Annotated in this window: 34 protein-coding genes; 4 read left to right on the forward strand and 30 right to left on the reverse strand. The window is 59.7% G+C overall.

Annotation, left to right across the window (positions count from 1 at the left end; all coding sequences use genetic code 11):
- Nucleotides 1-31 precede the first annotated feature (31 nt).
- Entirely contained in the window at nt 32-514 is a 483-nt protein-coding gene (locus AC1DV9_RS19370) for a MarR family winged helix-turn-helix transcriptional regulator (protein ID WP_477949728.1), read from the reverse strand.
- Between the two features lie 50 nt (nt 515-564).
- Here AC1DV9_RS19370 and AC1DV9_RS19375 point away from each other — a divergent pair, with 50 nt between their 5' ends.
- Nucleotides 565-969: a GFA family protein gene (locus AC1DV9_RS19375; RefSeq protein WP_477949729.1), complete on the forward strand. Its 405-nt coding sequence runs from the start codon at nt 565-567 to the stop codon at nt 967-969.
- A gap of 62 nt (nt 970-1031) precedes the next feature.
- Here AC1DV9_RS19375 and ilvD read toward each other — a convergent pair whose 3' ends face one another.
- Nucleotides 1032-2867: a dihydroxy-acid dehydratase gene (gene ilvD / locus AC1DV9_RS19380; protein ID WP_477949730.1), complete on the reverse strand. Its 1836-nt coding sequence runs from the start codon at nt 2865-2867 to the stop codon at nt 1032-1034.
- 326 nt (nt 2868-3193) lie between these two features.
- On the opposite strand from ilvD, the gene msrP reads away from it, so the two are divergent.
- The 3 genes from msrP to AC1DV9_RS19395 all read left to right on the forward strand — a co-directional run bounded on the left by msrP (nt 3194) and on the right by AC1DV9_RS19395 (nt 5786).
- Complete coding sequence (gene msrP / locus AC1DV9_RS19385; RefSeq protein ID WP_477949731.1) at nt 3194-4141, forward strand: protein-methionine-sulfoxide reductase catalytic subunit MsrP; 948 nt, start codon at nt 3194-3196, stop codon at nt 4139-4141.
- On the forward strand, nt 4141-4800 hold the full coding sequence (gene msrQ, locus AC1DV9_RS19390; RefSeq protein WP_477949732.1) for a protein-methionine-sulfoxide reductase heme-binding subunit MsrQ: 660 nt from the start codon (nt 4141-4143) through the stop codon (nt 4798-4800). Before msrP ends, msrQ begins: the two co-directional genes overlap by 1 nt.
- Nucleotides 4801-4943: 143 nt before the next feature.
- A complete protein-coding gene (locus AC1DV9_RS19395) occupies nt 4944-5786 on the forward strand; it encodes a dienelactone hydrolase family protein (protein ID WP_477949739.1) in 843 nt (280 codons plus the stop codon).
- 76 nt (nt 5787-5862) lie between these two features.
- Here the strand turns inward: AC1DV9_RS19395 and rplQ are convergent, their stop codons facing one another.
- The 28 genes from rplQ to AC1DV9_RS19535 form a co-directional block, all read right to left on the reverse strand.
- A complete protein-coding gene (gene rplQ / locus AC1DV9_RS19400) occupies nt 5863-6288 on the reverse strand; it encodes a 50S ribosomal protein L17 (RefSeq protein WP_112387894.1) in 426 nt (141 codons plus the stop codon).
- 122 nt (nt 6289-6410) lie between these two features.
- Nucleotides 6411-7421: a DNA-directed RNA polymerase subunit alpha gene (locus AC1DV9_RS19405; RefSeq protein WP_112387893.1), complete on the reverse strand. Its 1011-nt coding sequence runs from the start codon at nt 7419-7421 to the stop codon at nt 6411-6413.
- A 100-nt stretch (nt 7422-7521) separates the two neighbouring features.
- The gene (gene rpsK, locus AC1DV9_RS19410; protein ID WP_003547577.1) at nt 7522-7911 is read right to left on the reverse strand and encodes a 30S ribosomal protein S11; all 390 of its coding nucleotides are present in this window, start codon (nt 7909-7911) and stop codon (nt 7522-7524) included.
- 132 nt (nt 7912-8043) lie between these two features.
- Nucleotides 8044-8412, reverse strand: coding sequence for a 30S ribosomal protein S13 (rpsM, locus tag AC1DV9_RS19415; protein WP_112387892.1), 369 nt, complete (start codon nt 8410-8412; stop codon nt 8044-8046).
- 225 nt (nt 8413-8637) lie between these two features.
- Nucleotides 8638-9288, reverse strand: coding sequence for an adenylate kinase (locus tag AC1DV9_RS19420; RefSeq protein ID WP_477949733.1), 651 nt, complete (start codon nt 9286-9288; stop codon nt 8638-8640).
- Nucleotides 9285-10625, reverse strand: coding sequence for a preprotein translocase subunit SecY (secY, locus tag AC1DV9_RS19425; protein WP_112387890.1), 1341 nt, complete (start codon nt 10623-10625; stop codon nt 9285-9287). Before secY ends, AC1DV9_RS19420 begins: the two co-directional genes overlap by 4 nt.
- A gap of 235 nt (nt 10626-10860) precedes the next feature.
- Complete coding sequence (gene rplO / locus AC1DV9_RS19430) at nt 10861-11334, reverse strand: 50S ribosomal protein L15 (RefSeq protein ID WP_112387889.1); 474 nt, start codon at nt 11332-11334, stop codon at nt 10861-10863.
- Between the two features lie 15 nt (nt 11335-11349).
- The gene (gene rpmD / locus AC1DV9_RS19435) at nt 11350-11559 is read right to left on the reverse strand and encodes a 50S ribosomal protein L30 (protein WP_016553562.1); all 210 of its coding nucleotides are present in this window, start codon (nt 11557-11559) and stop codon (nt 11350-11352) included.
- 14 nt (nt 11560-11573) lie between these two features.
- Nucleotides 11574-12143, reverse strand: coding sequence for a 30S ribosomal protein S5 (gene rpsE / locus AC1DV9_RS19440; RefSeq protein ID WP_027509270.1), 570 nt, complete (start codon nt 12141-12143; stop codon nt 11574-11576).
- A gap of 131 nt (nt 12144-12274) precedes the next feature.
- Nucleotides 12275-12637, reverse strand: a complete 363-nt coding sequence (rplR, locus tag AC1DV9_RS19445; protein ID WP_112387888.1) for a 50S ribosomal protein L18 — start codon at nt 12635-12637, stop codon at nt 12275-12277.
- Nucleotides 12638-12649: 12 nt separating this feature from the next.
- The gene (gene rplF / locus AC1DV9_RS19450) at nt 12650-13183 is read right to left on the reverse strand and encodes a 50S ribosomal protein L6 (protein ID WP_112387887.1); all 534 of its coding nucleotides are present in this window, start codon (nt 13181-13183) and stop codon (nt 12650-12652) included.
- Between the two features lie 42 nt (nt 13184-13225).
- Nucleotides 13226-13624: a 30S ribosomal protein S8 gene (gene rpsH, locus AC1DV9_RS19455; protein ID WP_022718381.1), complete on the reverse strand. Its 399-nt coding sequence runs from the start codon at nt 13622-13624 to the stop codon at nt 13226-13228.
- 12 nt (nt 13625-13636) lie between these two features.
- Nucleotides 13637-13942 carry a 30S ribosomal protein S14 gene (gene rpsN, locus AC1DV9_RS19460; RefSeq protein WP_074067600.1) on the reverse strand — a complete coding sequence of 102 codons (306 nt, stop codon included), beginning with the start codon at nt 13940-13942 and terminating at the stop codon, nt 13637-13639.
- Between the two features lie 32 nt (nt 13943-13974).
- Nucleotides 13975-14532, reverse strand: coding sequence for a 50S ribosomal protein L5 (rplE, locus tag AC1DV9_RS19465; protein WP_112387886.1), 558 nt, complete (start codon nt 14530-14532; stop codon nt 13975-13977).
- A complete protein-coding gene (gene rplX, locus AC1DV9_RS19470; RefSeq protein ID WP_112387885.1) occupies nt 14532-14834 on the reverse strand; it encodes a 50S ribosomal protein L24 in 303 nt (100 codons plus the stop codon). Before rplX ends, rplE begins: the two co-directional genes overlap by 1 nt.
- 12 nt (nt 14835-14846) lie before the next feature.
- A complete protein-coding gene (gene rplN, locus AC1DV9_RS19475; protein ID WP_018900268.1) occupies nt 14847-15215 on the reverse strand; it encodes a 50S ribosomal protein L14 in 369 nt (122 codons plus the stop codon).
- Between the two features lie 260 nt (nt 15216-15475).
- Nucleotides 15476-15715, reverse strand: a complete 240-nt coding sequence (gene rpsQ, locus AC1DV9_RS19480; protein ID WP_112387884.1) for a 30S ribosomal protein S17 — start codon at nt 15713-15715, stop codon at nt 15476-15478.
- A gap of 11 nt (nt 15716-15726) precedes the next feature.
- Nucleotides 15727-15927, reverse strand: coding sequence for a 50S ribosomal protein L29 (gene rpmC, locus AC1DV9_RS19485; protein ID WP_007812871.1), 201 nt, complete (start codon nt 15925-15927; stop codon nt 15727-15729).
- Between the two features lie 10 nt (nt 15928-15937).
- Entirely contained in the window at nt 15938-16351 is a 414-nt protein-coding gene (gene rplP / locus AC1DV9_RS19490; RefSeq protein ID WP_003573792.1) for a 50S ribosomal protein L16, read from the reverse strand.
- 36 nt (nt 16352-16387) lie between these two features.
- A complete protein-coding gene (rpsC, locus tag AC1DV9_RS19495) occupies nt 16388-17107 on the reverse strand; it encodes a 30S ribosomal protein S3 (RefSeq protein WP_018857109.1) in 720 nt (239 codons plus the stop codon).
- Nucleotides 17107-17496: a 50S ribosomal protein L22 gene (gene rplV, locus AC1DV9_RS19500; protein WP_112387883.1), complete on the reverse strand. Its 390-nt coding sequence runs from the start codon at nt 17494-17496 to the stop codon at nt 17107-17109. The genes rpsC and rplV overlap by 1 nt, the downstream gene beginning before the upstream one ends.
- A 2-nt stretch (nt 17497-17498) precedes the next feature.
- A complete protein-coding gene (gene rpsS, locus AC1DV9_RS19505) occupies nt 17499-17777 on the reverse strand; it encodes a 30S ribosomal protein S19 (protein ID WP_007531666.1) in 279 nt (92 codons plus the stop codon).
- Between the two features lie 15 nt (nt 17778-17792).
- Complete coding sequence (gene rplB, locus AC1DV9_RS19510; protein ID WP_112387882.1) at nt 17793-18629, reverse strand: 50S ribosomal protein L2; 837 nt, start codon at nt 18627-18629, stop codon at nt 17793-17795.
- A gap of 11 nt (nt 18630-18640) precedes the next feature.
- Nucleotides 18641-18934 (reverse strand): 50S ribosomal protein L23, encoded by a 294-nt coding sequence (locus tag AC1DV9_RS19515; protein ID WP_112387881.1) that lies wholly within the window; start codon nt 18932-18934, stop codon nt 18641-18643.
- Nucleotides 18931-19551 (reverse strand): 50S ribosomal protein L4, encoded by a 621-nt coding sequence (gene rplD / locus AC1DV9_RS19520; RefSeq protein WP_112387880.1) that lies wholly within the window; start codon nt 19549-19551, stop codon nt 18931-18933. The genes AC1DV9_RS19515 and rplD overlap by 4 nt, the downstream gene beginning before the upstream one ends.
- A gap of 13 nt (nt 19552-19564) precedes the next feature.
- Nucleotides 19565-20206, reverse strand: a complete 642-nt coding sequence (gene rplC / locus AC1DV9_RS19525) for a 50S ribosomal protein L3 (RefSeq protein ID WP_112387879.1) — start codon at nt 20204-20206, stop codon at nt 19565-19567.
- A 34-nt stretch (nt 20207-20240) separates the two neighbouring features.
- Nucleotides 20241-20549, reverse strand: a complete 309-nt coding sequence (rpsJ, locus tag AC1DV9_RS19530; RefSeq protein WP_003547547.1) for a 30S ribosomal protein S10 — start codon at nt 20547-20549, stop codon at nt 20241-20243.
- A gap of 310 nt (nt 20550-20859) precedes the next feature.
- A partial coding sequence (locus tag AC1DV9_RS19535; protein ID WP_477949740.1) for an EF-Tu C-terminal domain-related protein occupies nt 20860-21006 on the reverse strand: 147 nt, incomplete at its 5' end.

The raw sequence follows: 21006 nt of genomic DNA on the forward strand, positions 1-21006 counted from the left end.
CCGATAGCAATGCGCAGCCTTCCGAAACAGCCTATGCTTGCTGCTTGCCGCCCAGAGATGCAAGCACCTCAGCAATTACCGCAGTCGCCTCGCGCAGCCGCTGCTCGCCGAACTCCCCGCCATGCAGATCCGCCCATTTCGCCTGGCGTCCTTGTATGTCGCTGAGGGCTACTCTGCCCGCCTCGGTCAGCGCCATGAGTTTCGCCCGCTGGTGCGCCGGGTTGTCGCGATAGGCGATCAGGCCCTCTCCTTCGAGAAGATCGGCCACCCGCTGCACGCCCTGCCTCGCCAGACCCAAGGCGCGGGCTGCATCGGCCACCGACATCGGCGCATGGTCAGCTGCGGCCAAGACTTGCCAGCGGGCGCTGGTCTGGCCCGCGGGCTTGGCGAGCGTGTCGCCTTCTGCCTGCAGATGTCCCGCAAGCCGCAATACCGCGATTGAGAATGCTGCGAATGCATCGCCTTCGGTTGTTCGTCTCGATTTCATATTGACAACATGTTGTCCATTTTCCATAATGACAATATGTTGTCATATTGGATTTGGAATAGCAAGGGAGAGAGGCGATGAAGAAGACGTACCACGGAAGCTGCCATTGCGGCCGGATCCGCTACGAAGCCGATATCGACCTGCAGGCCGGTACCGGCAAATGCAACTGCACGATCTGCTGGAAACGCCGCTACTGGGGCATCAACATAAAGCCGGAGGATTTCCGGCTGACCTGTGAGGAGGCAGGCATCGGCGACTATCAGTTCGGCAGCATGTCCGGTCATCACCGCTTCTGCACCACCTGCGGCGTGGCACCCTATGGCCACGGCTATGTCGCAGAGGTCGGCGGCGACTACGTCTCGATCAATCTCGCCTGCCTCGATGACCTCGATCCGTCGGAACTTGCCGAGGCGCCGCTGCAGCATTTTGACGGCCGCAATAACAGCTGGTGGAACACGCCTGCCGAAATACGGCATCTCTGAAAAAGAAAAGAGCAGCTGACTCTTAATCAGCTGCTCTCAGGTTCAACTAAAACCGGATCGCGTTATTCCGGCAGGATACGCACTGCGCCACGATCGGCGCTGGTTGCAAATGCCGCATAGGCCTTCAACGCTGTCGTGACATTGCGTTTGCGCACTTCAGCCGGGCGCCAGCCCTTGGCTTCCTGTCCGGCGCGGCGCGTTGCCAGCTCCGCGTCGCTGACGCGCAGGCTGATCGTGCGGTTCGGGATGTCGATGTCGATCATGTCGCCCGGCTGTACGAGGCCGATGGTACCGCCATTGGCGGCTTCCGGCGAGGCGTGGCCGATCGACAGACCCGAGGTACCGCCCGAGAAGCGGCCGTCGGTGATCAGCGCGCAGGCCTTGCCGAGGCCCTTCGACTTCAGATAGCTGGTCGGATAGAGCATTTCCTGCATGCCCGGTCCGCCCTTCGGTCCTTCGTAGCGGATGACGACGACATCTCCGGCGACGACTTCGTTGCCGAGAATGGCCTTTACCGCGGCATCCTGGCTTTCATAGACCTTGGCCGGGCCGGAGAATTTCAGGATCGATTCATCGACGCCTGCGGTTTTCACGATGCAGCCGTCGAGCGCCAGATTGCCCTTCAGAACGGCAAGGCCGCCATCCTTCGAGAACGGGTGCTGGGCGTCGCGGATGACGCCCTTCTCACGGTCGAGATCGAGTTCGTCCCAGCGGGCGCTCTGGCTGAAGGCAACCTGCGTCGGCACGCCGCCGGGGGCTGCGCTGAAGAGCTTCAGGGCGGCCGGATTGTCGGTGACCGAGATGTCCCACTCGGCCAGCGCATCGCCAAGTGTCGGCGCATGAACCGTCGGCAGGCCGGCGTTGATGAGGCCGGCGCGGTTCAGCTCGCCGAGGATCGCCATGATGCCGCCTGCGCGGTGGACATCTTCCATGTGGACGTCGGATTTCGCAGGCGCCACCTTCGACAGGCAGGGCACGCGCCGCGACAAACGGTCGATGTCTTCCATGGTGAAGTCGATTTCGCCCTCATGGGCGGCCGCCAGAATGTGCAGAACGGTATTGGTCGATCCACCCATGGCGATATCCAGCGCCATGGCGTTTTCGAACGCGCCCTTGCTGGCGATGGTGCGCGGCAGTGCCGTGGCATCGTCCTGCTCGTAGTAGCGCTTGGCGAGAGCCACGACGCGGCGGCCGGCTTCGAGGAAGAGTTCCTTGCGGTCAGAATGGGTGGCGAGCGTCGAGCCATTGCCGGGGAGCGACAGGCCGAGCGCCTCGGTCAGGCAGTTCATCGAATTGGCGGTAAACATGCCGGAGCACGAACCGCAGGTCGGACAGGCCGAGCGCTCGATGACCTTGACGTCTTCGTCGGAAACCTTGTCGTCGGCAGCCGCGACCATGGCATCGACGAGGTCGAGCGCGTGAGTCTTGCCGTTCAGAACCACCTTGCCGGCTTCCATCGGACCGCCGGAGACGAAGATCGTCGGGATGTTGAGACGCAGCGACGCCATCAGCATGCCGGGGGTGATCTTGTCGCAATTGGAGATGCAGACCATGGCGTCGGCGCAGTGGGCATTGACCATGTATTCGACGCTGTCGGCGATCAGTTCGCGCGACGGCAGCGAATAGAGCATGCCGTCATGGCCCATGGCGATGCCGTCATCGACGGCGATGGTGTTGAATTCCTTGGCGACGCCACCGGCCGCCTCGATTTCGCGGGCAACCAGCTGGCCGAGGTCCTTCAGGTGAACGTGGCCTGGAACGAACTGGGTGAAGGAGTTCACCACCGCAATGATCGGCTTGCCGAAATCGCTGTCCTTCATGCCCGTGGCGCGCCAAAGGCCGCGCGCGCCCGCCATGTTGCGGCCGTGGGTCGTGGTTCTCGAACGATAGGCTGGCATCGGTGTGTTCCTCAAAGTGCCGGATTTATCTGCGATATAGGGCGGCAAAGCTATTTGCTGGCCGACGATCGCCGTATTTTGGAATTGTCCTAATCCAATCGGCAGGGGCTGTCACTACCGGCAAGGGCAAATCCGGTACGGCGCACCGTGGCGTCCATCGGGCATATACGGAGCGGAGGAGCCTTTTGTTACAAGCTATTCCTTCACATCCGAACACAAAAAATTGGCTTTCCGTCAGGTGAGTTCAAGGCCTAGACACTAATCTGAAAACGCCCATCATGCGTTTAAAGAGATATTTGGGCCGCCCCCAGCCCAGGAGGTTTGAAATGCCGACCTACCGCCCCCCGAAAATCCGCTCGTCGGAGATCACGCCGCATCAGGTCTATCTACGCCGCCGCGAGTTTCTCGGTGCTGCAACGCTTGGTGCCATGGCGCTCTACGGCGCTGGAAAGGCGAGCGCTGCAGCGCTAAACGCCGTCGACAGCAAATATACGGTCGATGAAAAGACGACGCCGCTGAAGGACGTCACGACCTACAACAATTTCTATGAATTCGGCCTCGACAAGGGCGATCCGGCTGCCCTTTCAGGCGACTTCAAGCCCCTGCCCTGGACCGTCAAGGTCGATGGCATGGTGAACAAGCCCGGCACCTTCGATCTCGATGCGCTGATGAAGGAATTCCCGATCGAAAGCCGCACCTACAGGATGCGCTGCGTCGAGGCATGGTCGATGGTCATCCCCTGGGACGGTTTTCCGCTAGCTGCTCTGCTGAACAAGGTCGAGCCGCAGGGAAGCGCCAAATACGTGGCCTTCGAAACCGTGGTTCGTCCTGAAGAGATGCCGGGACAGAAGGGCATTTTCCAGTCACTCGAATGGCCCTATGTCGAGGGCCTTCGCCTCGATGAGGCGATGAACCCGCTGACGCTGCTCGCCGTCGGCCTCTATGGCGAAACACTGCCGAACCAGAACGGCGCGCCGATCCGCCTCGTCGTTCCCTGGAAATATGGATTCAAGGGCATCAAGTCGATCGTCCGCATCTCGCTGACCGACAAGGAGCCGAAAAATACCTGGCAGGTAACCAATCCGCAGGAATACGGCTTCTATGCCAATGTGAACCCGGCCGTCGATCATCCGCGCTGGAGCCAGGCCACCGAACGGCGGATCGGCGAGAGCGGCTTCTTCGGCGCCAGCCGTCACCCGACGCTGCCCTTCAACGGCTATGCCGACGAGGTGGCGAGCCTCTATTCCGGCATGGATCTGAGAGCGAACTTCTGATGGCGGGTCTTTCGTTCAGTCTGCCGAAGCGCTGGCAGCCGGCCTCCGTCTGGGCGCTCTACGCCATCGGGCTGCTGCCTGCCGTCTGGACTTTCTATCTCGGCGCCAGCGACCAGCTCGGCGCCGACCCGGTCAAGACATTCGAGCTCTTCCTCGGCCTCTGGACGATCCGCTTCCTGATCCTGACGCTGGCCGTCTCGCCGGCGCGCGATCTTCTCGGCTGGAACTACCTGCGATACCGCCGGGCACTGGGGCTGCTGACCTTCTATTACGCGCTGATGCATTTCACCGTCTACATGGTGCTCGACCAGGCGCTGGATCTGTCCGCGGTCCTGGACGACGTCTTGAAGCGGCCCTTCATCATGTTCGGCATGGCAGGGCTTGCCCTTCTCGTTCCCCTCGCCGTCACATCCAACAATTTTTCGATCCGCAAGATGGGCATGAAGTGGATCTGGCTGCACAAGCTGATCTACATCATCGCCGCCGCGGGTGCCCTGCACTTCGCGCTGTCAACCAAGATCCTCGACCTCGAGCAATATATCTATGTCGGCCTGATCATCCTGCTGATCCTCTACCGCTCCTGGCGGCCGATCGCCAGGAGCCGGAAACGGGCGACACAAGGGCGCCAGAGAGGGCGGACTGCAGCGACTGTGAGCTAGCGGCGAAGCAAGCCCCGAATCTGCATGGAAAGCTGTGGCAATTCGGCAGGTCCGAAGCCTATGGACGCCGATAGTTCAGCGCCTAAATCAATATCCGTGAAGGATATTGTTTGAATGGCCGCTATCGCGCGCGGGACCGACCCATGAAAACTGCAGCGCTTGCTTTCGGATTTTTGCTCCTGGCCGCCGTACCGCCTGGTCTGACGACTCAGGCAGACGAGTTGGTGCGATTTGACAGCGCCATTGTTAAGCTAAGCCCGTTCCTCGCCCGCAAGATAAAAGACGAAGGCGTCAGCCTCCCGCAATCCCAGGCGACGCACTTGCTGGGCTATCTAAGCCTGCCGCCGGGAGACGGTCCATTTCCGGCCGTCGTCGTCATGCATGGCTGCGGCGGCATCCATCCGAACACCAGGACCTATTGGCCGCAGCGCTTGACCTCATGGGGCTACGCCGTGCTTGTCGTCGACAGCTTCACGACCCGCAATATCGACAACACCTGTCAACGCTATCTGCCGGATCGCGTGTTCGATGCCTATGGCGCGCTCGATTATCTGGCCACTTTGCCGTTCGTCGATGCCGGGCATGTCGCGCTGCTGGGGTTTTCCGCTGGTGGGATCGCGGCGCTGGAAGCCACGAAAGCCGAGGGCAACGAACAGCTTATGGACCGGAAATTCAAGGCGGCGGTCGGCTACTACCCGGACTGCGCGCCTCATGCCGGCGATGCGACGGTACCGACCTTGATCCTGAACGGCGATGTCGACGATTGGAGCCCGGTCGAACGCTGCCGGCAGAGGATTTCGCATCTCAGCGGCAAAGGCCCTCCCATCGAACTCGATGTCTATCCTGGTGCCTATCACGCATTCGATGCGCCGGACGTTGCAACGCCGAAGATGATGCTCGGCCATAGGGAGGAATATGACGCCTCCGCCGCCGAACAGTCCTTTGCGCGTGTGAAAACCTTCCTGCACCAATATCTGCAGGACTGAATGCAACCCGCAACCACAAACGAAAACAGCCGGGCTTTGCAGCCCGGCTGTTTTGTTTCCGGAAAACCGGAATGACTTATGCGGCTTCTGCAGCAGCAGCTTCTGCTTCGACGCGGGCCTTGTCGGCTGCGCCCTTGGCAGAGGTGTCGCGATCGACGAATTCGACGACGGCGAGAGCGGCATTGTCGCCCTGGCGGAAGCCGGCCTTCATGATACGCAGGTAGCCGCCGTTGCGGGTGGCGTAGCGCGTAGCAATCGCGTCGAACAGCTTCGAAACGACAGCGGTGTCGCGGATCTGCGAGATCGCCTGACGGCGAGCGTGCAGGTCGCCGCGCTTGCCGAGGGTGACGAGCTTCTCAACGATCGGACGGATTTCCTTTGCCTTCGGCAGGGTGGTCACGATCTGCTCATGCAGGATGAGCGAAGCCGCCATGTTGGCAAACATTGCCTTGCGGTGGCTGGCAGTTCTATTCAGCTTGCGGCCGGCTTTTGCGTGGCGCATTGCTATTCTCCTTTGATGCAGGGCTCTTCGCTTCTAGCGGGCCTGCCGTTTCCTGGCACATACAGGCGATCTGCCTGCTGTTTGACTGGGAAAGGCAGCCTCAGAGCCTGCCTTTTTGGTTCTTAATACTGGTCTTCGTAACGCTTTGCGAGATCTTCGATGTTCTCGGGCGGCCATGCCGGCACTTCCATGCCGAGGTGCAGGCCCATGGAAGCGAGAACTTCCTTGATTTCGTTCAGCGACTTGCGACCAAAGTTCGGGGTGCGGAGCATTTCTGCTTCGGTCTTCTGAATGAGGTCGCCGATGTAGACGATGTTGTCGTTCTTCAGGCAGTTTGCCGAGCGAACGGACAGTTCGAGTTCGTCTACCTTCTTCAGGAGCGCCGGGTTGAAAGCCAGTTCGGTGACGGCTTCTTCCTCGGTTTCCTTCTGCGGCTCGTCGAAGTTGACGAACACGCCAAGCTGATCCTGGAGGATGCGAGCCGCGAAAGCGACTGCGTCTTCACCGGAGATCGAGCCATCGGTTTCGATGGTCATGTTCAGCTTGTCGTAGTCGAGAACCTGTCCTTCGCGGGTATTTTCAACCTTGTAGGACACCTTCTTGACCGGCGAATACAGGCTATCGACCGGGATGAGACCGATCGGAGCATCTTCCGCACGATTGCGTTCGGCCGGAACGTAGCCCTTGCCGTTGTTGACGGTGAATTCCATACGGATTTCGGCGCCCTCGTCGAGCGTGCAGATCACATGCTCGGGGTTGAGGATTTCGATATCGCCGACCGTCTGGATGTCCCCAGCCGTTACAACGCCCGGGCCCTGCTTGCGCACGACCATACGCTTTGCGTCGTCGCCATCCATCTTGATGGCGATTTCCTTGATGTTGAGCACGATGTCCGTAACGTCTTCGCGGACGCCCGGGATCGAGGAGAATTCATGCAGCACGCCATCGATCTGCACTGCCGTCACTGCAGCACCGCGCAGCGAGGAGAGCAGAACGCGGCGAAGCGCGTTGCCGAGGGTGAGGCCGAAACCGCGCTCCAGCGGCTCTGCTACGAGCGTCGCCTTGGTGCGCGAGCTCGAAGAGAACTCGACCTTGTTCGGCTTGATCAATTCCTGCCAGTTCTTCTGAATCATATCTTTGCCTTCCGTTCGTTGCCACCATCCAATCGTGGCAACCGAGCTTGAGAAGCGCCGGGAGCGCGATTGCGCTCACCGGCGTTGTGAGTGGCGATGATCAGACGCGGCGCTTCTTGCGCGGACGGCAGCCATTGTGCGGGATCGGGGTCACGTCGCGGATGGACGTGATCATGAAACCGGCAGCCTGGAGCGCGCGCAGAGCGGATTCACGGCCGGAACCCGGGCCGCAAACTTCGACTTCCAGCGACTTCATGCCATGTTCCTGAGCCTTCTTGGCGCAGTCTTCAGCAGCGATCTGGGCAGCGAACGGAGTCGACTTGCGCGAACCCTTGAAGCCCTTGGCACCAGCAGACGACCAGGCAATCGCGTTGCCCTGTGCGTCGGTGATGGTGATCATCGTGTTGTTGAAGGTCGAGTTGACGTGCGCCACGCCCGACGAGATGTTTTTACGTTCGCGACGGCGAACGCGTACGGCTTCCTTGGCCATTCTTATCCCTTTCTTGGATATCGTCACCGCCGTAATGCCAGCGGCTCCACCGGAGCGACACCCGACAGGCACCGCTCCAAACTCAAAAGAGGCCGGCGGACCGCCAGCCTCCCCTTCCCGGTTTCCCGGAAATTACTTCTTCTTACCAGCGATCGCCTTTGCCGGACCCTTGCGGGTGCGAGCATTGGTGTGCGTGCGCTGACCGCGGACCGGAAGGCCGCGACGATGACGAAGGCCGCGGTAGCAGCCGAGGTCCATCAGGCGCTTGATGTTCATCGCGGTGTCGCGACGAAGATCACCTTCTACCTGATAATCGCGGTCGATGGTTTCGCGGATCTGGAGCACTTCGGAGTCCGTCAGCTGATGGACGCGCTTGTCGGCCGGAAGACCGACCTTCTCCATGATTTCCTTAGCAAACTTCGGACCAATCCCGTGAATGTAGGTCAACGCGATAATCACGCGCTTCGCAGTCGGGATGTTGACGCCAGCGATACGTGCCACGCCTGTTCTCCTTGCATTCCTGTTGCCATCCGGCAAGAGGGCTTCGTTATGCCGCCCTCCGTAGGGCCGCTCGTTCATATTTGGGGTTCGTACATGTCAAAACGACCGAACCCGGACTTCCTTGGGAAATCCGCGCCGATCGCATCAAATGTCGCGAGTTGGCGCGGTGTTTAACGGAATCAGTGCTGAAAGGCAACCGCTCCCGCCAAGTTTATTTTCGAAGACCTAGAGCTTCGAAAGAATGGCGTCGATCTCCGCAGTCACGTGATCGATATCCGCCATTCCATCCACCACCTTCAGCTTACCCTTTGCATGGTAATAGCCGATCAGCGGCGACGTTTCCTTGTAGTAGGCTGCCAGGCGGGTCACCACGGTCTCGCGGTTATCGTCCGGGCGGCGCTTGAAGTGAGTCGAACCGCAGCGGTCGCAGACCCCCTCCACCTTCGGCTTCACGTTGGTGTCGTGATAGCCGGCGCCGCAGTTGGCGCAGGTGTAACGGCCGGAGACGCGATCAGCGAGGATCTTGTCGTCGACTTCAATCTCAATGACGGCCGAGAGCTCGATCCCCTTGCCCTTCAGCATCACCTCGGTGGCATCCGCCTGCACGAGCGTGCGCGGGAAGCCATCGAGGATGAAGCCGTTGGCACAATCGGGAGCATCGAGACGCTCGGAGACGATGGCATTGACGATCTCGTCGGAAACAAGCTTGCCGGCGTCCATGACAGCCTTAGCCCGCTTGCCTACCTCCGTGCCGGCCTGAACGGCTGCACGGAGCATGTCACCGGTGGAGAGCTGCGGAATGCCTTGCTTCTCCACGATCCGCTGGGCCTGGGTCCCCTTACCCGCGCCCGGCGGCCCCAAAAGTATGAGTCTCATCGCCCCCTCTTTCCTCCACGCAACTTCGATTTCTTGATCAGGCCTTCGTACTGCTGTGCAATCAGGTGACCCTGAATCTGCGCAACCGTATCAAGAGTTACGCTAACCACGATCAAAAGCGAAGTCCCACCAAGGGATAATGGGATGCCGGTTTGCGACACCAGGATCTCGGGCAGGATGCAGACGAACACGAGGTAGATTGCGCCGATCACCGTGATTCGGGTCAGGACGTAATCGATATATTCGGCGGTACGCTCACCCGGACGGATGCCGGGGATGAAGCCGCCATGCTTCTTGAGATTGTCGGCCGTGTCCTTCGGATTGAAGACGATGGCCGTATAGAAGAAGGCGAAGAAGGCAATCAGCGCGCCGTAGAGCAGCATGTAGAGCGGCTGGCCGTGGCCGAGCGCGGCTACGATCGACGTCGCCCAGGACGGCAGAGCCGTGGTGTTGGCAAAGCCAGCAAGCGTTGCCGGCAGCAACAGCAGCGACGACGAGAAGATCGCCGGAATGACGCCCGAGGTGTTGAGCTTCAGCGGCAGGTGCGACGTGTCGCCCTGGAACATGCGGTTGCCCACCTGGCGCTTCGGATACTGGATCAGAAGGCGGCGCTGGGCGCGTTCCACGAATACGATGACGGCGATGACGCCAATGGCGATCAGGATGACGGCGAGAATCAGCGTCGTCGACAGAGCGCCGGTGCGGCCGAGCTCGAGGGTACCGGCCAGTGCGGTCGGCAGACCTGCGGCGATACCGGCGAAGATGATCAGCGAAATACCGTTGCCGATGCCGCGCGAGGTGATCTGCTCACCGAGCCACATCAGGAACATCGTGCCGCCGAGCAGCGTGATGACGGTCGAGATCTTGAAGAACCAGCCCGGATCGACAACGAGACCGTTGCCGCTCTGGAGGCCGACCGCAATGCCGTAGGCCTGCAGCGTGCCGAGCAGCACCGTGCCGTAACGGGTGTACTGGTTGATGATCTTGCGGCCCTGCTCGCCTTCCTTCTTCAGATTCTCGAGCGCCGGCACGACCGAGGTCATGAGCTGCACGATGATCGAAGCGGAAATGTAAGGCATGATGCCGAGCGCAAAGATCGCCATACGCTGTACGGCGCCGCCCGAGAACATGTTGAAGAGGCCGAGAATGCCGCCTGCCTGGCCGCGGAAGGCCTGAGCATAGGCTTCAGGGTTCAGACCCGGAAGCGGAATGTGCGTACCCAGGCGATAGACGAGGAGAGCTGCCAGTGTGAACCACAGGCGCTTCTTGAGATCCTCAGCTTTGGCGAAGGTCGAAAAATTAAGATTGGAAGCCAACTGTTCCGCTGCAGAAGCCATGCGATTCTCCGCGCTACCCATTCCAGCCCTTCGCGAAGTGGCCGGACCCGGAAAAGGTATGTCAATATTCAAAAGCCGGGCTTCGGACGGATTGCTGGCGCAACCATTGCCTCACCCTTGATTTCGTCGGAAACCGGCACGCCGCGGGGGTGCAACGATACAGGTTTTGTGAGGCCCACATATGGGAGCAAAATCGCCCGGTGTGAAGCACCCCGGGCGACATATCATAAGATTATTATTCTGCCGCTGCGGCAGAAAGAAGCGTGATGGAACCGCCAGCCTTTTCGATCTTCTCGACAGCAGACTTGGAAGCGCCTGCAACTTCGATCTTGACCTTGGCCTTGAGTTCGCCGCCGGACAGGACGCGAACGCCGTCCTTGGCACGGCGGATGACGCCAGCAGCCTTCAGGGCAGCTGCGTCAACGGTCTGCTTGGCATCGAGCTTGCCGGCATCGACGGCAGCCTGGATGCGCTCAAGCGACACGACAACGTAGTCGGCCTTGAAGATGTTGTTGAAGCCGCGCTTCGGCAGACGACGGTAGATTGGCATCTGACCGCCTTCGAAGCCGTTGATGGCAACGCCCGAACGGGACTTCTGGCCCTTGACGCCGCGACCACCGGTCTTGCCCGAGCCCGAGCCGATACCGCGTCCGAGACGCTTACGGCTGTGGGTCGAACCTTCGTTGTCCTTGATTTCGTTCAGTTTCATGATCGTATCCCCTGCTTACTTCTCGTCGACGATGCGAACGAGATGCTGCACAGCGCGGATCATGCCACGGACGGAAGGCGTATCTTCCAGCGTGCGGCGGCGGTGCATCTTGTTGAGGCCCAGACCGATCAGCGTGCGCTGCTGAACGTCAGGACGGCGGATTGGGCTGCCGATCTGCTCGACGGTAACCGTCTTTGCTTCGGTCTTCTTGGTAGCCTTGGCCATGGGTCAGACTCCTCTTATTCTTCAGAGGCGTTGCCGGAGGCGGCACGGCGAGCCTGAAGCGTAGCATACTTGATGCCGCGCTGAGCTGCGATGTCCTTCGGGTGAACCTGGTGCTTCAGAGCGTCGAAGGTAGCGCGAACCATGTTGTAAGGGTTCGAGGAACCGGTCGACTTGGCGACAACGTCGTGAACGCCGAGCGTTTCGAAAACGGCGCGCATCGGACCACCGGCGATGATACCGGTACCGACCTTGGCCGAGCGCAGCAGAACCTTGCCGGCGCCGTGGCGGCCGTGAACGTCGTGATGCAGGGTACGGCCTTCGCGCAGCGGCACGAAGATCAGCTCGCGCTTGGCGGCTTCCGTGGCCTTGCGGATCGCTTCCGGCACTTCGCGTGCCTTGCCGTGACCAAAGCCTACGCGGCCCTTCTGGTCACCGACGACGACGAGAGCGGCAAAACCGAAACGGCGGCCACCCTTGACGACCTTGGCGACGCGGTTGATCGCGACCAGCTTGTCGACGAATTCGCTATCGCGCTCTTCGCGGCTCTGACGGTCATCCCGCGAGCCTCTTCTTTCCTGTGCCATTGTCCTTTTCCTTTTTCTTTTCCGGGTGCAACGGGCAAACAAAACGAGGACCGCATCAGCCTCCCATCAGGGAGCGTTTGCGGTCCGGTGAGATCCGGCCGGCGCTTCGCAGCGTCCGGCCGGAAACTTTATTAGAAGGACAGACCGCCTTCGCGGGCTGCGTCTGCCAGGGCCTTGATACGGCCGTGGTAGATGAAGGCGCCACGGTCGAATACGACCTCGCTGACGCCTGCCTTCGTTGCGCGCTCTGCAACGAGCTTGCCGACGAGGGCAGCTGCTGCGGTATCGGCACCGGTCTTCAGAGAACCGCGCAGATCCTTATCGAGGGTCGAGGCAGACGCGAGCGTCTTGCCTGCAACATCGTCAATGACCTGAACGTAGATGTTCTTCGAGGAGCGATGAACCGACAGGCGCGGACGGCCATTGGCCACCGACTTGAGATGACGGCGCACGCGGTTGGCACGACGTGCAAGTGCTTCTTTCCTGCTAGCCATTTCGCGTGATCCTTACTTCTTCTTGCCTTCTTTGCGGATGATCCGCTCTTCGGCATACTTGACGCCCTTGCCCTTGTAAGGCTCAGGACCGCGGTATTCGCGGATTTCTGCGGCAACCTGGCCGACCTGCTGCTTGTTGATGCCGGTGACGACGATTTCCGTCGGCTTCGGCACAGCGATCGTGATGCCCTGCGGCGGCTCATAAACCACGTCGTGGCTGAAACCGAGCGCCAGCTGCAGGTTCTTGCCCTGAAGCGATGCGCGGTAACCGACGCCGTTGATTTCGAGCTTGCGCTCGAAGCCGTCCTTGACGCCCTTGAAGATGTTTTCGATCATCGTGCGGGACATGCCCCACTTCGAACGAGCATCCTTCGACTGCGTGAGCGGCGTTACGACAACCGCGTTGTTTTCGAGCTTGATGCCGACTTCGTCGTTTGCGACGAAGAACAGCTCGCCCTTCGGGCCCTTTGCAGTAACCTTCTGGCCTTCGACCGTAGCCGTGATCCCAGCAGGTACCTGAACGGGCTTCTTACCGATACGAGACATGTTTCAATCCTGTCTGTTCGCTATGGAGATCCTTGCTCAATCTTAGAAGACCGAGCAAAGAACCTCGCCACCAACGTTCTGTTCGCGAGCCTGGTGATCGGCCATCACACCCTTCGGAGTCGAAAGGATGGTGATGCCGAGGCCGTTCGCGACCTGCGGAATGGACTTGACCGAGACATAAACCCGGCGGCCCGGCTTGGACACGCGGCCGATCTCACGGATCACCGATGTGCCTTCGTAGTACTTCAGCTCGATGCTGAGTTCCGACTTGCCATTGCCGAAATCGACAACGGAATAGCCACGGATGTAGCCTTCGGACTGCAGAACATCGAGAACGCGTGCACGGAGCTTCGAAGCAGGCGTCGATACCGACGACTTGCGGCGGGAAGCGCCGTTACGGATGCGAGTGAGCATATCGCCCAACGGATCAGTCATTGTCATCTAACCTGCTCCTTACCAGCTGGACTTGACGATGCCCGGCACCTTGCCGAGATTGCCGAGTTCACGCAGCGCGATACGCGACATGCGCAGTTTGCGGTAGTATGCGCGCGGACGGCCCGATACTTCACAACGGTTGCGAATACGGGTCTTCGATCCATCGCGCGGCAGGGATGCCAGCTTGATCGAGGCCTTGAACCGCTCTTCGATCGGAAGAGACTGGTTCATGATGATCGCCTTCAGAGCTGCACGCTTTGCAGCCTGATTTGCGACCGTAGTACGGCGGCGCTTGTTCTTTTCAACTGCGCTGGTCTTCGCCATGTCAGGTTCCTTTTCTACGCTCGTCGTTACGGTTACTGACGGAACGGGAAGCTGAACTCTGTGAGCAGAGCGCGTGCTTCGTCGTCCTTCGTTGCCGTCGTGCAAACGATGATGTCCATGCCCCACATCTGATCAACCTTATCGTAGTTGATCTCAGGGAACACAATGTGCTCCTTGATGCCCATGGCGAAATTGCCACGGCCGTCAAAGCTCTTCGGGTTCAGGCCGCGGAAGTCGCGAACGCGCGGAAGCGCGATGTTCACGAGACGGTCCAGGAACTCGTACATGCGGGCGCCGCGGAGAGTAACCTTCGCGCCGATCGGCATCTGTTCGCGGACCTTGAAGCCAGCGATGGAGTTACGCGCACGGGTGATGACCGGCTTCTGACCAGCGATAGCGGCCAGGTCGGCAGCGGCAACAGTCGGCTTCTTCGAATCAGCCGTTGCTTCACCAACACCCATGTTGATTACGATCTTGTCGAGCTTCGGGATCATCATCTCGTTGGCGTAGGAGAACTTCTCCTGCATGGCCGCACGGATGCGCTCGACATATTCCTTCTTGAGCCGTGGCTCGTACTTTGCCTCAGCCATCAGATCACCTCACCGGAACGCTTAGCTACACGGACCTTCTTGCCGTCAACAACCTTGAAACCAACGCGGGTCGGCTTGCCGTCCTTGTCGATGATGGAAAGGTTGGACAGGTGAACCGAAGCTTCCTTGTTGATGATGCCGGCTTCCTGGGTCTGCGTCTGGCGCTGATGGCGCTTTACGACGTTGACGCCGCGGACAACGGCACGATCTTCCTTGGGCAGGACCTGGAGGACTTCGCCAGTACGGCCCTTGTCCTTGCCTGCGAGCATGACGACCTTGTCGCCCTTACGAATCTTCTGCATCGGTCTCGCTCCTTACAGTACTTCAGGAGCCAGCGAGATGATCTTCATGTGGTTCTTGGCGCGAAGTTCGCGCGGAACCGGTCCGAAGATACGGGTGCCGATCGGCTCTTTTTTGTTGTCGATGAGGACTGCTGCATTGGTGTCGAAGCGGATGATGCTGCCATCAACACGACGGATTTCCTTGGCGGTGCGAACGACAACCGCCTTCATCACGTCACCCTTCTTCACGCGGCCGCGCGGGATCGCTTCCTTGATCGAAACGACGATAACGTCGCCGATCGAGGCATACTTGCGCTTCGAGCCGCCCAGCACCTTGATGCACATGACACGACGTGCGCCGGAATTATCCGCCACGTCGAGGTTTGTTTGCATCTGAATCATATCAGGTCGCCTTTTTGGTTTACCGGAATGGTTGGGCTCTCGCCCCCTACCCCGGCTTATGAAAATTGTCAGCCGGCCGCTTGCCACAAGGACAGGCGAAAACACGGCAATAGCTTGAATAGCGCGGGATCGATCGTGCCAGGGTGGTTTCCCAACGGGACCTTCCGTGCGCTCAAAGCAAAAGAACGCCCGGCTTTCGAGCGTTCTGACGCTGCTTCATACAGATATTTCCGCGAGGCGCAAGGCCTCGCCGAAAATTCTTACTTAGCCTGGGCGGAAATGACCGTCCAACGCTTGTCCTTGGAGATCGGCGCGCATTCCTCGATGGAAACGGTATCGCCGATCTTATACTGGTTGTTTTCGTCGTGGGCCTTGTACTTCTTGGAACGACGAACGGTCTTCTGGAGCAGCGGGTGAGCGAAACGGCGCTCGACGCGGACTACCACAGTCTTCTCGTTCTTGTCGCCAACGACGACGCCCTGCAGAATGCGCTTCGGCATGATTTTTTCCTTTACGCCTTTGCTTCTGCCGCCTTCTGGCGGGCAATGGTTTTCACGCGGGCGATATCCTTGCGGACTTCGTCAATACGCGAGGACTTTTCGAGCTGGCCGGTTGCCTTCTGGAAGCGCAGGTTAAACTGCTCCTTCTTCAGGTCGGCGAGCTTGTCCTTGAGCTGATCGGCCGTGAGGCCGCGGACTTCTTCGGCTTTCATCTGCCTCTCCTTACTCTGCAATGCGCTGTACGAAGCGCGTCTTGACCGAGAGCTTGGCAGAGCCGAGACGAAGTGCCTCGCGGGCGATCTCTTCGCTGACGCCGTCGATCTCGAACATCATACGGCCGGGCTTGACCTTGCATGCCCAGTATTCAACGGAGCCCTTACCCTTACCCATACGGACTTCGGTCGGCTTTGCGGTTACCGGAACATCCGGGAACACGCGGATCCACACACGGCCAGCACGCTTCATGTAGCGCGTGATCGCGCGGCGGGCCGCTTCGATTTCACGTGCGTTGACGCGGTTTGGCTCCTGAGCCTTAAGGCCGAATTCACCAAAGGCGAGATCAGACCCACCCTTGGCGACGCCCTTGATGCGGCCCTTGAATTGCTTGCGGTACTTGGTACGCTTTGGCTGCAACATTTTCTTATTCTCCGAACTTCTTAGCCACCAACGCTATCAAGCGTTGTCGCGGCGACGATCGCGATCACGGCTAGCCGGACCCTGAGCATCACCCTCGAGTGCGCGGCGCTCGGAGGCCATCGGATCGTGCTCAAGGATTTCGCCCTTGAAGATCCAAACCTTGATGCCGCAGATACCGAAAGCGGTTTCCGCTTCGGCTGTGCCATAGTCGATGTCCGCACGCAGCGTGTGGAGCGGAACGCGACCTTCGCGATACCATTCCGTACGAGCGATTTCGGCACCGCCGAGACGGCCTGCGCAGGTGATCTTGATGCCTTCGGCGCCAAGACGCATGGCAGACTGAACAGCGCGCTTCATGGCGCGGCGGAAAGCCACGCGACGCTCGAGCTGCTGGGCGATCGACTGGGCAACCAGCGTTGCGTCGACTTCCGGCTTGCGAACTTCAACAATGTTGAGGTGCGTTTCGGAGTTCGTCATGTCCGACAGCTTCTTGCGGAGCTTGTCGATGTCTGCACCCTTCTTGCCGATGATCAGACCCGGGCGAGCCGAGTGGATCGTGACGCGGCACTTCTTGTGCGGACGCTCGATGACGACCTTGGCGATACCAGCCTGCTTCAGTTCGCTCATGACGAACTTACGCATCTTCAGGTCTTCGTGCAGCAGCTGACCGTATTCGGCATTGTCCGCGAACCAGCGGCTATCCCAGGTACGGTTGATGCCAAGACGGAAACCGATTGGATTGATTTTCTGACCCATTATGCGGCCTCCTCTTGTGCCTGCACTTCGCGCACGACGATCGTCAGGTGCGCGAACGGCTTCTCGACGCGAGATGCACGGCCGCGGCCACGAGCGTGGAAGCGCTTCATGACAATCGACTTGCCAACGTAGGCCTCTGCTACGACCAGCGAGTCAACGTCGAGATCGTGGTTGTTCTCGGCGTTTGCGATCGCAGATTCGAGCGTCTTCTTGACGGCGCCCGAAATGCGCTTGCGCGAAAATTCCAGCTCAGCGAGTGCACGCTCGACCTTCATGCCGCGGATAAGCGCGGCCACCAGGTTGAGCTTCTGTGGGCTGACGCGGAGCGTGCGGGCGACTGCTTGCGCCTCGTTGTCCTTCAGCCGGCGTTCGGCTTTTGCCTTGCCCATCGTTACTTCCTCTTTGCCTTCTTGTCCGCGCCGTGACCGTAGTAGGTCCGCGTCGGAGAGAATTCACCGAACTTGTGACCGACCATGTCTTCGTTGACGCTGACCGGTACATGCTTGCTGCCGTTGTAGACGCCGAAGGTGAGACCGACGAACTGCGGCAGGATCGTGGAGCGACGGCTCCAGATCTTGATTACTTCTGCACGTCCGCCTTCACGAACCTTCTCAGCCTTCTTGAGAAGATAGCCGTCAACGAACGGACCTTTCCATACTGAACGAGCCATTGGAGACTTCCTCTCTTACTTCTTACGCTGATGACGCGAGCGCATGATCATCTTGTCGGTCGACTTGTTCGACCGGGTGCGCTTGCCCTTGGTCGGCTTGCCCCACGGAGTAACCGGGTGACGGCCACCAGAGGTGCGGCCTTCACCACCGCCGTGCGGGTGGTCGACCGGGTTCATGACGACACCGCGGTTATGCGGACGCTTGCCGCGCCACACCGTACGACCGGCCTTGCCGTCGTTGATGTTGCCGTGGTCAGGGTTCGAAACCGCACCGATCGTCGCCAGGCAAGAGCCGTGAACGAGACGCTGTTCGCCAGAGTTCAGACGAAGGATCGCCATGCCTGCATCGCGGCCGACCAGCTGGGCGTAGCCGCCAGCCGAACGGGCGATCTGACCACCCTTGCCCGGCTTCATTTCCACGTTGTGGATGATGGAGCCGACCGGGATGTACTGCAGCGGCATTGCGTTGCCGGGCTTTACGTCGACAGCCTTTTCAGAAGCGATGACCTTGTCGCCGGCAGCGAGACGCTGCGGAGCGATGATGTAGGCCTGTTCGCCGTCTGCGTAAGCGATGAGCGCGATGAAAGCCGTACGGTTCGGGTCATACTCGATACGCTGAACCGTGCCTTCAACTTCAAACTTGCGGCGCTTGAAGTCGATCAGACGGTAGGTACGCTTGTGACCGCCGCCGATGAAGCGGGCAGTGATACGGCCGAGGTTGTTACGGCCACCGCTCTTTGTCAGACCTTCCGTCAGCGCCTTGACCGGCTTGCCCTTGTAGAGCGAGGAGCGGTCGACGATGACCAGCTGACGCTGGCTCGGGGTGATAGGATTGAATGTTTTCAATGCCATGTTTTTATTCCTCAGAGACCGGTGGAGACGTCGATCGTCTGGCCTTCAGCCAGCGTTACGACAGCCTTCTTCACGTCCTGCTGCTTGCCGGCAAAACCGCGGAAACGCTTGGTCTTGCCCTTGCGGAGCAGCGTGTTGACGGCCGTGACCTTGACGCCGAAGAGCGCCTCGACTGCAGCCTTGATTTCCGGCTTCGACGCCTTCTTGGCGACATTGAAAACAACCTGGTTGTTCTCAGATACCAGAGTGGACTTTTCGGTGATCGACGGCGAGACGATCACATCATAGTGGCGAAGATCGGTCACTTGAAACGCTCCTCTAGAGCTTCAACGGCAGCCTTGGAAAGCACGAGCTTGCCGCGGCGGACGATGTCATAAACGTTGATGCCCTGGATCGGGAGAACATCGATGTTCGGGATGTTCTGGGCAGCGAGCTTGAAGTTGCCGTCGAGCTCAGCACCACCGATGAAGAGCGCGTTGGTCAGACCGAGCGTCTCGAAGGTAGCGGCCAGAGCCTTGGTCTTTGCTTCAGCAGCAACGAGGTTGTCGATGATGATGACATCATCGGACTTCAGCTTTGCCGACAGGGCGAGACGCAGGCCGAGAGCGCGAACCTTCTTCGGAAGGTCGTGTTCGTGGCTGCGGGCGACCGGGCCGTGAGCCTTACCACCGCCGCGGAACTGCGGAGCACGAGCCGAATGGTGACGAGCGCGGCCCGTACCCTTCTGCTTGTACATCTTGGCGCCGGTGCGCCAAACGTCGGCGCGGCCCTTGGCCTGGTGAGTGCCCTGCTGCTTCTTGGCAAGCTGCCAGCGGATAACGCGGGCAAGAATGTCTTCACGGGGCTCGAGGCCGAAAATCGCGTCAGAAAGAGAAACCTTCCCTGCGTCTTTTCCCTCGAGGGTCTTGACGTTGAATTCCATTGGTCCGGCTCCCTTACTTCGCTGCCGACTTGACGGCATCGCGCACGATGATCCAGGCACCCTTGGAACCGGGTACTGCACCCTTGATCAGGATCAGACCGCGATCTTCATCGGTCGAAACCACTTCCAGGTTCTGAGTCGTAACGCGCGTCTGGCCCATGTGACCAGCCATCTTCTTGTTCTTGAAAACCTTGCCCGGATCCTGGCGCGAGCCCGTCGAACCGTGCGAACGGTGCGAAACCGACACACCGTGCGTGGCGCGGAGACCGCCGAAGCCGTGGCGCTTCATGGCGCCGGCAAAGCCCTTACCGATCGTGGTACCCGTCACATCGACGAGCTGACCGGCTGCGAAGTGACCAGCCTTGATTTCGGTGCCAACTTCGAGGAGCTGATCTTCCGAAACGCGGAATTCCTGGAGCTTCGCCTTCGGCTCAACGTTGGCAACTGCGAAGTTGCCGCGCATGGCCTTGGAGGTATTCTTGACCTTGGCCGTGCCAGCACCAAGCTGGACAGCGACGTAGCCATTCTTTTCGACAGTACGCGTAGCGACGACCTGGCAGCCTTCCATACGCAGTACGGTAACTGGAACATGCTCACCAGCGTCGTTGTAGACGCGTGTCATGCCCACCTTCTGTGCAATCACACCTGAACGCATCGGTTCAATCCTTCCAAATCCGCTCGAGCAGGGCTCAGAGCTTGATCTCAACATCGACACCGGCGGCGAGATCGAGCTTCATCAGCGCGTCTACCGTCTGCGGGGTCGGATCTACGATGTCGAGGAGGCGCTTATGCGTGCGCATCTCGAACTGCTCGCGGCTCTTCTTGTCGATGTGTGGGGACCGGTTAACCGTAAACTTCTCGATGCGAGTCGGAAGCGGAACGGGGCCCCGGACGCTTGCGCCGGTGCGCTTCGCCGTCGACACAATCTCGCGCGTGGAAGCATCGAGAATTCGGTGATCGAACGCCTTCAGGCGAATGCGGATATTTTGGCCGTTCATTCGACATTATCCTTGTGTTCTGTTTTTCGCGCGCCTTTCTCAAGACGCGTTTTTTGTTTTCGCTAAGGCGGACCACCGGTTTCAAAGATCGAGAAGGACACCGCGAGAACGGCATCCCTATCCACTCTTCGGGCCTTTAAAGCCCACCTTATTGTTAGTTTTGTTCGCCGCTCCGCGAACGAAGCAGCACGCAAATCGCGCTTGCGCGCCATTTGCAACATTTCTGTGTAATAAGCAAGCGGCCTAAACCGCCTGCATCATAATAATGTCATTCGAATCGGCCGCCCCTTTCGAAGCGGCCGATCGATGATTACTCGATGATCGAGGCGACGATGCCGGCGCCGACGGTACGGCCGCCTTCGCGGATCGCGAAGCGCAGCTTTTCTTCCATCGCGATCGGAACGATCAGCTCGACAACAACGGTGACGTTGTCGCCAGGCATAACCATTTCCGTGCC

This window comes from Rhizobium sp. 01L410 (genome assembly GCF_056400165.1).

Excerpts from the sequence above, each read along its gene's own strand:
- rpsH (WP_022718381.1), bottom strand. The coding sequence starts at position 13,624 with ATGACAATGACTGATCCGTTGGGCGATATGCTCACTCGCATCCGTAAC.
- AC1DV9_RS19420 (WP_477949733.1), bottom strand. The coding sequence starts at position 9,288 with ATGAGACTCATACTTTTGGGGCCGCCGGGCGCGGGTAAGGGGACCCAG.
- rpsE (WP_027509270.1), bottom strand. The coding sequence starts at position 12,143 with ATGGCACAGGAAAGAAGAGGCTCGCGGGATGACCGTCAGAGCCGCGAA.
- rpmC (WP_007812871.1), bottom strand. The coding sequence starts at position 15,927 with ATGAAAGCCGAAGAAGTCCGCGGCCTCACGGCCGATCAGCTCAAGGAC.
- rpsS (WP_007531666.1), bottom strand. The coding sequence starts at position 17,777 with ATGGCTCGTTCAGTATGGAAAGGTCCGTTCGTTGACGGCTATCTTCTC.
- rplD (WP_112387880.1), bottom strand. The coding sequence starts at position 19,551 with ATGGAATTCAACGTCAAGACCCTCGAGGGAAAAGACGCAGGGAAGGTT.
- rpsC (WP_018857109.1), bottom strand. The coding sequence starts at position 17,107 with ATGGGTCAGAAAATCAATCCAATCGGTTTCCGTCTTGGCATCAACCGT.
- rplQ (WP_112387894.1), bottom strand. The coding sequence starts at position 6,288 with ATGCGCCACGCAAAAGCCGGCCGCAAGCTGAATAGAACTGCCAGCCAC.
- rplP (WP_003573792.1), bottom strand. The coding sequence starts at position 16,351 with ATGTTGCAGCCAAAGCGTACCAAGTACCGCAAGCAATTCAAGGGCCGC.
- rpsN (WP_074067600.1), bottom strand. The coding sequence starts at position 13,942 with ATGGCGAAGACCAGCGCAGTTGAAAAGAACAAGCGCCGCCGTACTACG.
- rplC (WP_112387879.1), bottom strand. The coding sequence starts at position 20,206 with ATGCGTTCAGGTGTGATTGCACAGAAGGTGGGCATGACACGCGTCTAC.
- rplX (WP_112387885.1), bottom strand. The coding sequence starts at position 14,834 with ATGCAGAAGATTCGTAAGGGCGACAAGGTCGTCATGCTCGCAGGCAAG.
- rplR (WP_112387888.1), bottom strand. The coding sequence starts at position 12,637 with ATGGCTAGCAGGAAAGAAGCACTTGCACGTCGTGCCAACCGCGTGCGC.
- rplV (WP_112387883.1), bottom strand. The coding sequence starts at position 17,496 with ATGGGCAAGGCAAAAGCCGAACGCCGGCTGAAGGACAACGAGGCGCAA.
- AC1DV9_RS19370 (WP_477949728.1), bottom strand. The coding sequence starts at position 514 with ATGGAAAATGGACAACATGTTGTCAATATGAAATCGAGACGAACAACC.
- rpsK (WP_003547577.1), bottom strand. The coding sequence starts at position 7,911 with ATGGCCAAGGAAGCCGTACGCGTTCGCCGTCGCGAACGTAAAAACATC.
- AC1DV9_RS19405 (WP_112387893.1), bottom strand. The coding sequence starts at position 7,421 with ATGATTCAGAAGAACTGGCAGGAATTGATCAAGCCGAACAAGGTCGAG.
- rplE (WP_112387886.1), bottom strand. The coding sequence starts at position 14,532 with ATGGCTGAGGCAAAGTACGAGCCACGGCTCAAGAAGGAATATGTCGAG.
- rpsQ (WP_112387884.1), bottom strand. The coding sequence starts at position 15,715 with ATGCCGAAGCGCATTCTGCAGGGCGTCGTCGTTGGCGACAAGAACGAG.
- AC1DV9_RS19395 (WP_477949739.1), top strand. The coding sequence starts at position 4,944 with ATGAAAACTGCAGCGCTTGCTTTCGGATTTTTGCTCCTGGCCGCCGTA.
- rplN (WP_018900268.1), bottom strand. The coding sequence starts at position 15,215 with ATGATTCAGATGCAAACAAACCTCGACGTGGCGGATAATTCCGGCGCA.
- rpmD (WP_016553562.1), bottom strand. The coding sequence starts at position 11,559 with ATGGCCAAGGCTACCAAGAAGACCGAAGCAAAGACGGTTACCGTCGAG.
- msrP (WP_477949731.1), top strand. The coding sequence starts at position 3,194 with ATGCCGACCTACCGCCCCCCGAAAATCCGCTCGTCGGAGATCACGCCG.
- msrQ (WP_477949732.1), top strand. The coding sequence starts at position 4,141 with ATGGCGGGTCTTTCGTTCAGTCTGCCGAAGCGCTGGCAGCCGGCCTCC.
- rpsJ (WP_003547547.1), bottom strand. The coding sequence starts at position 20,549 with ATGAACGGCCAAAATATCCGCATTCGCCTGAAGGCGTTCGATCACCGA.
- AC1DV9_RS19375 (WP_477949729.1), top strand. The coding sequence starts at position 565 with ATGAAGAAGACGTACCACGGAAGCTGCCATTGCGGCCGGATCCGCTAC.
- rplB (WP_112387882.1), bottom strand. The coding sequence starts at position 18,629 with ATGGCATTGAAAACATTCAATCCTATCACCCCGAGCCAGCGTCAGCTG.
- rplF (WP_112387887.1), bottom strand. The coding sequence starts at position 13,183 with ATGTCTCGTATCGGTAAGAAGCCCGTTCAGGTACCTGCTGGGATCACG.
- ilvD (WP_477949730.1), bottom strand. The coding sequence starts at position 2,867 with ATGCCAGCCTATCGTTCGAGAACCACGACCCACGGCCGCAACATGGCG.
- secY (WP_112387890.1), bottom strand. The coding sequence starts at position 10,625 with ATGGCTTCTGCAGCGGAACAGTTGGCTTCCAATCTTAATTTTTCGACC.
- rplO (WP_112387889.1), bottom strand. The coding sequence starts at position 11,334 with ATGAAACTGAACGAAATCAAGGACAACGAAGGTTCGACCCACAGCCGT.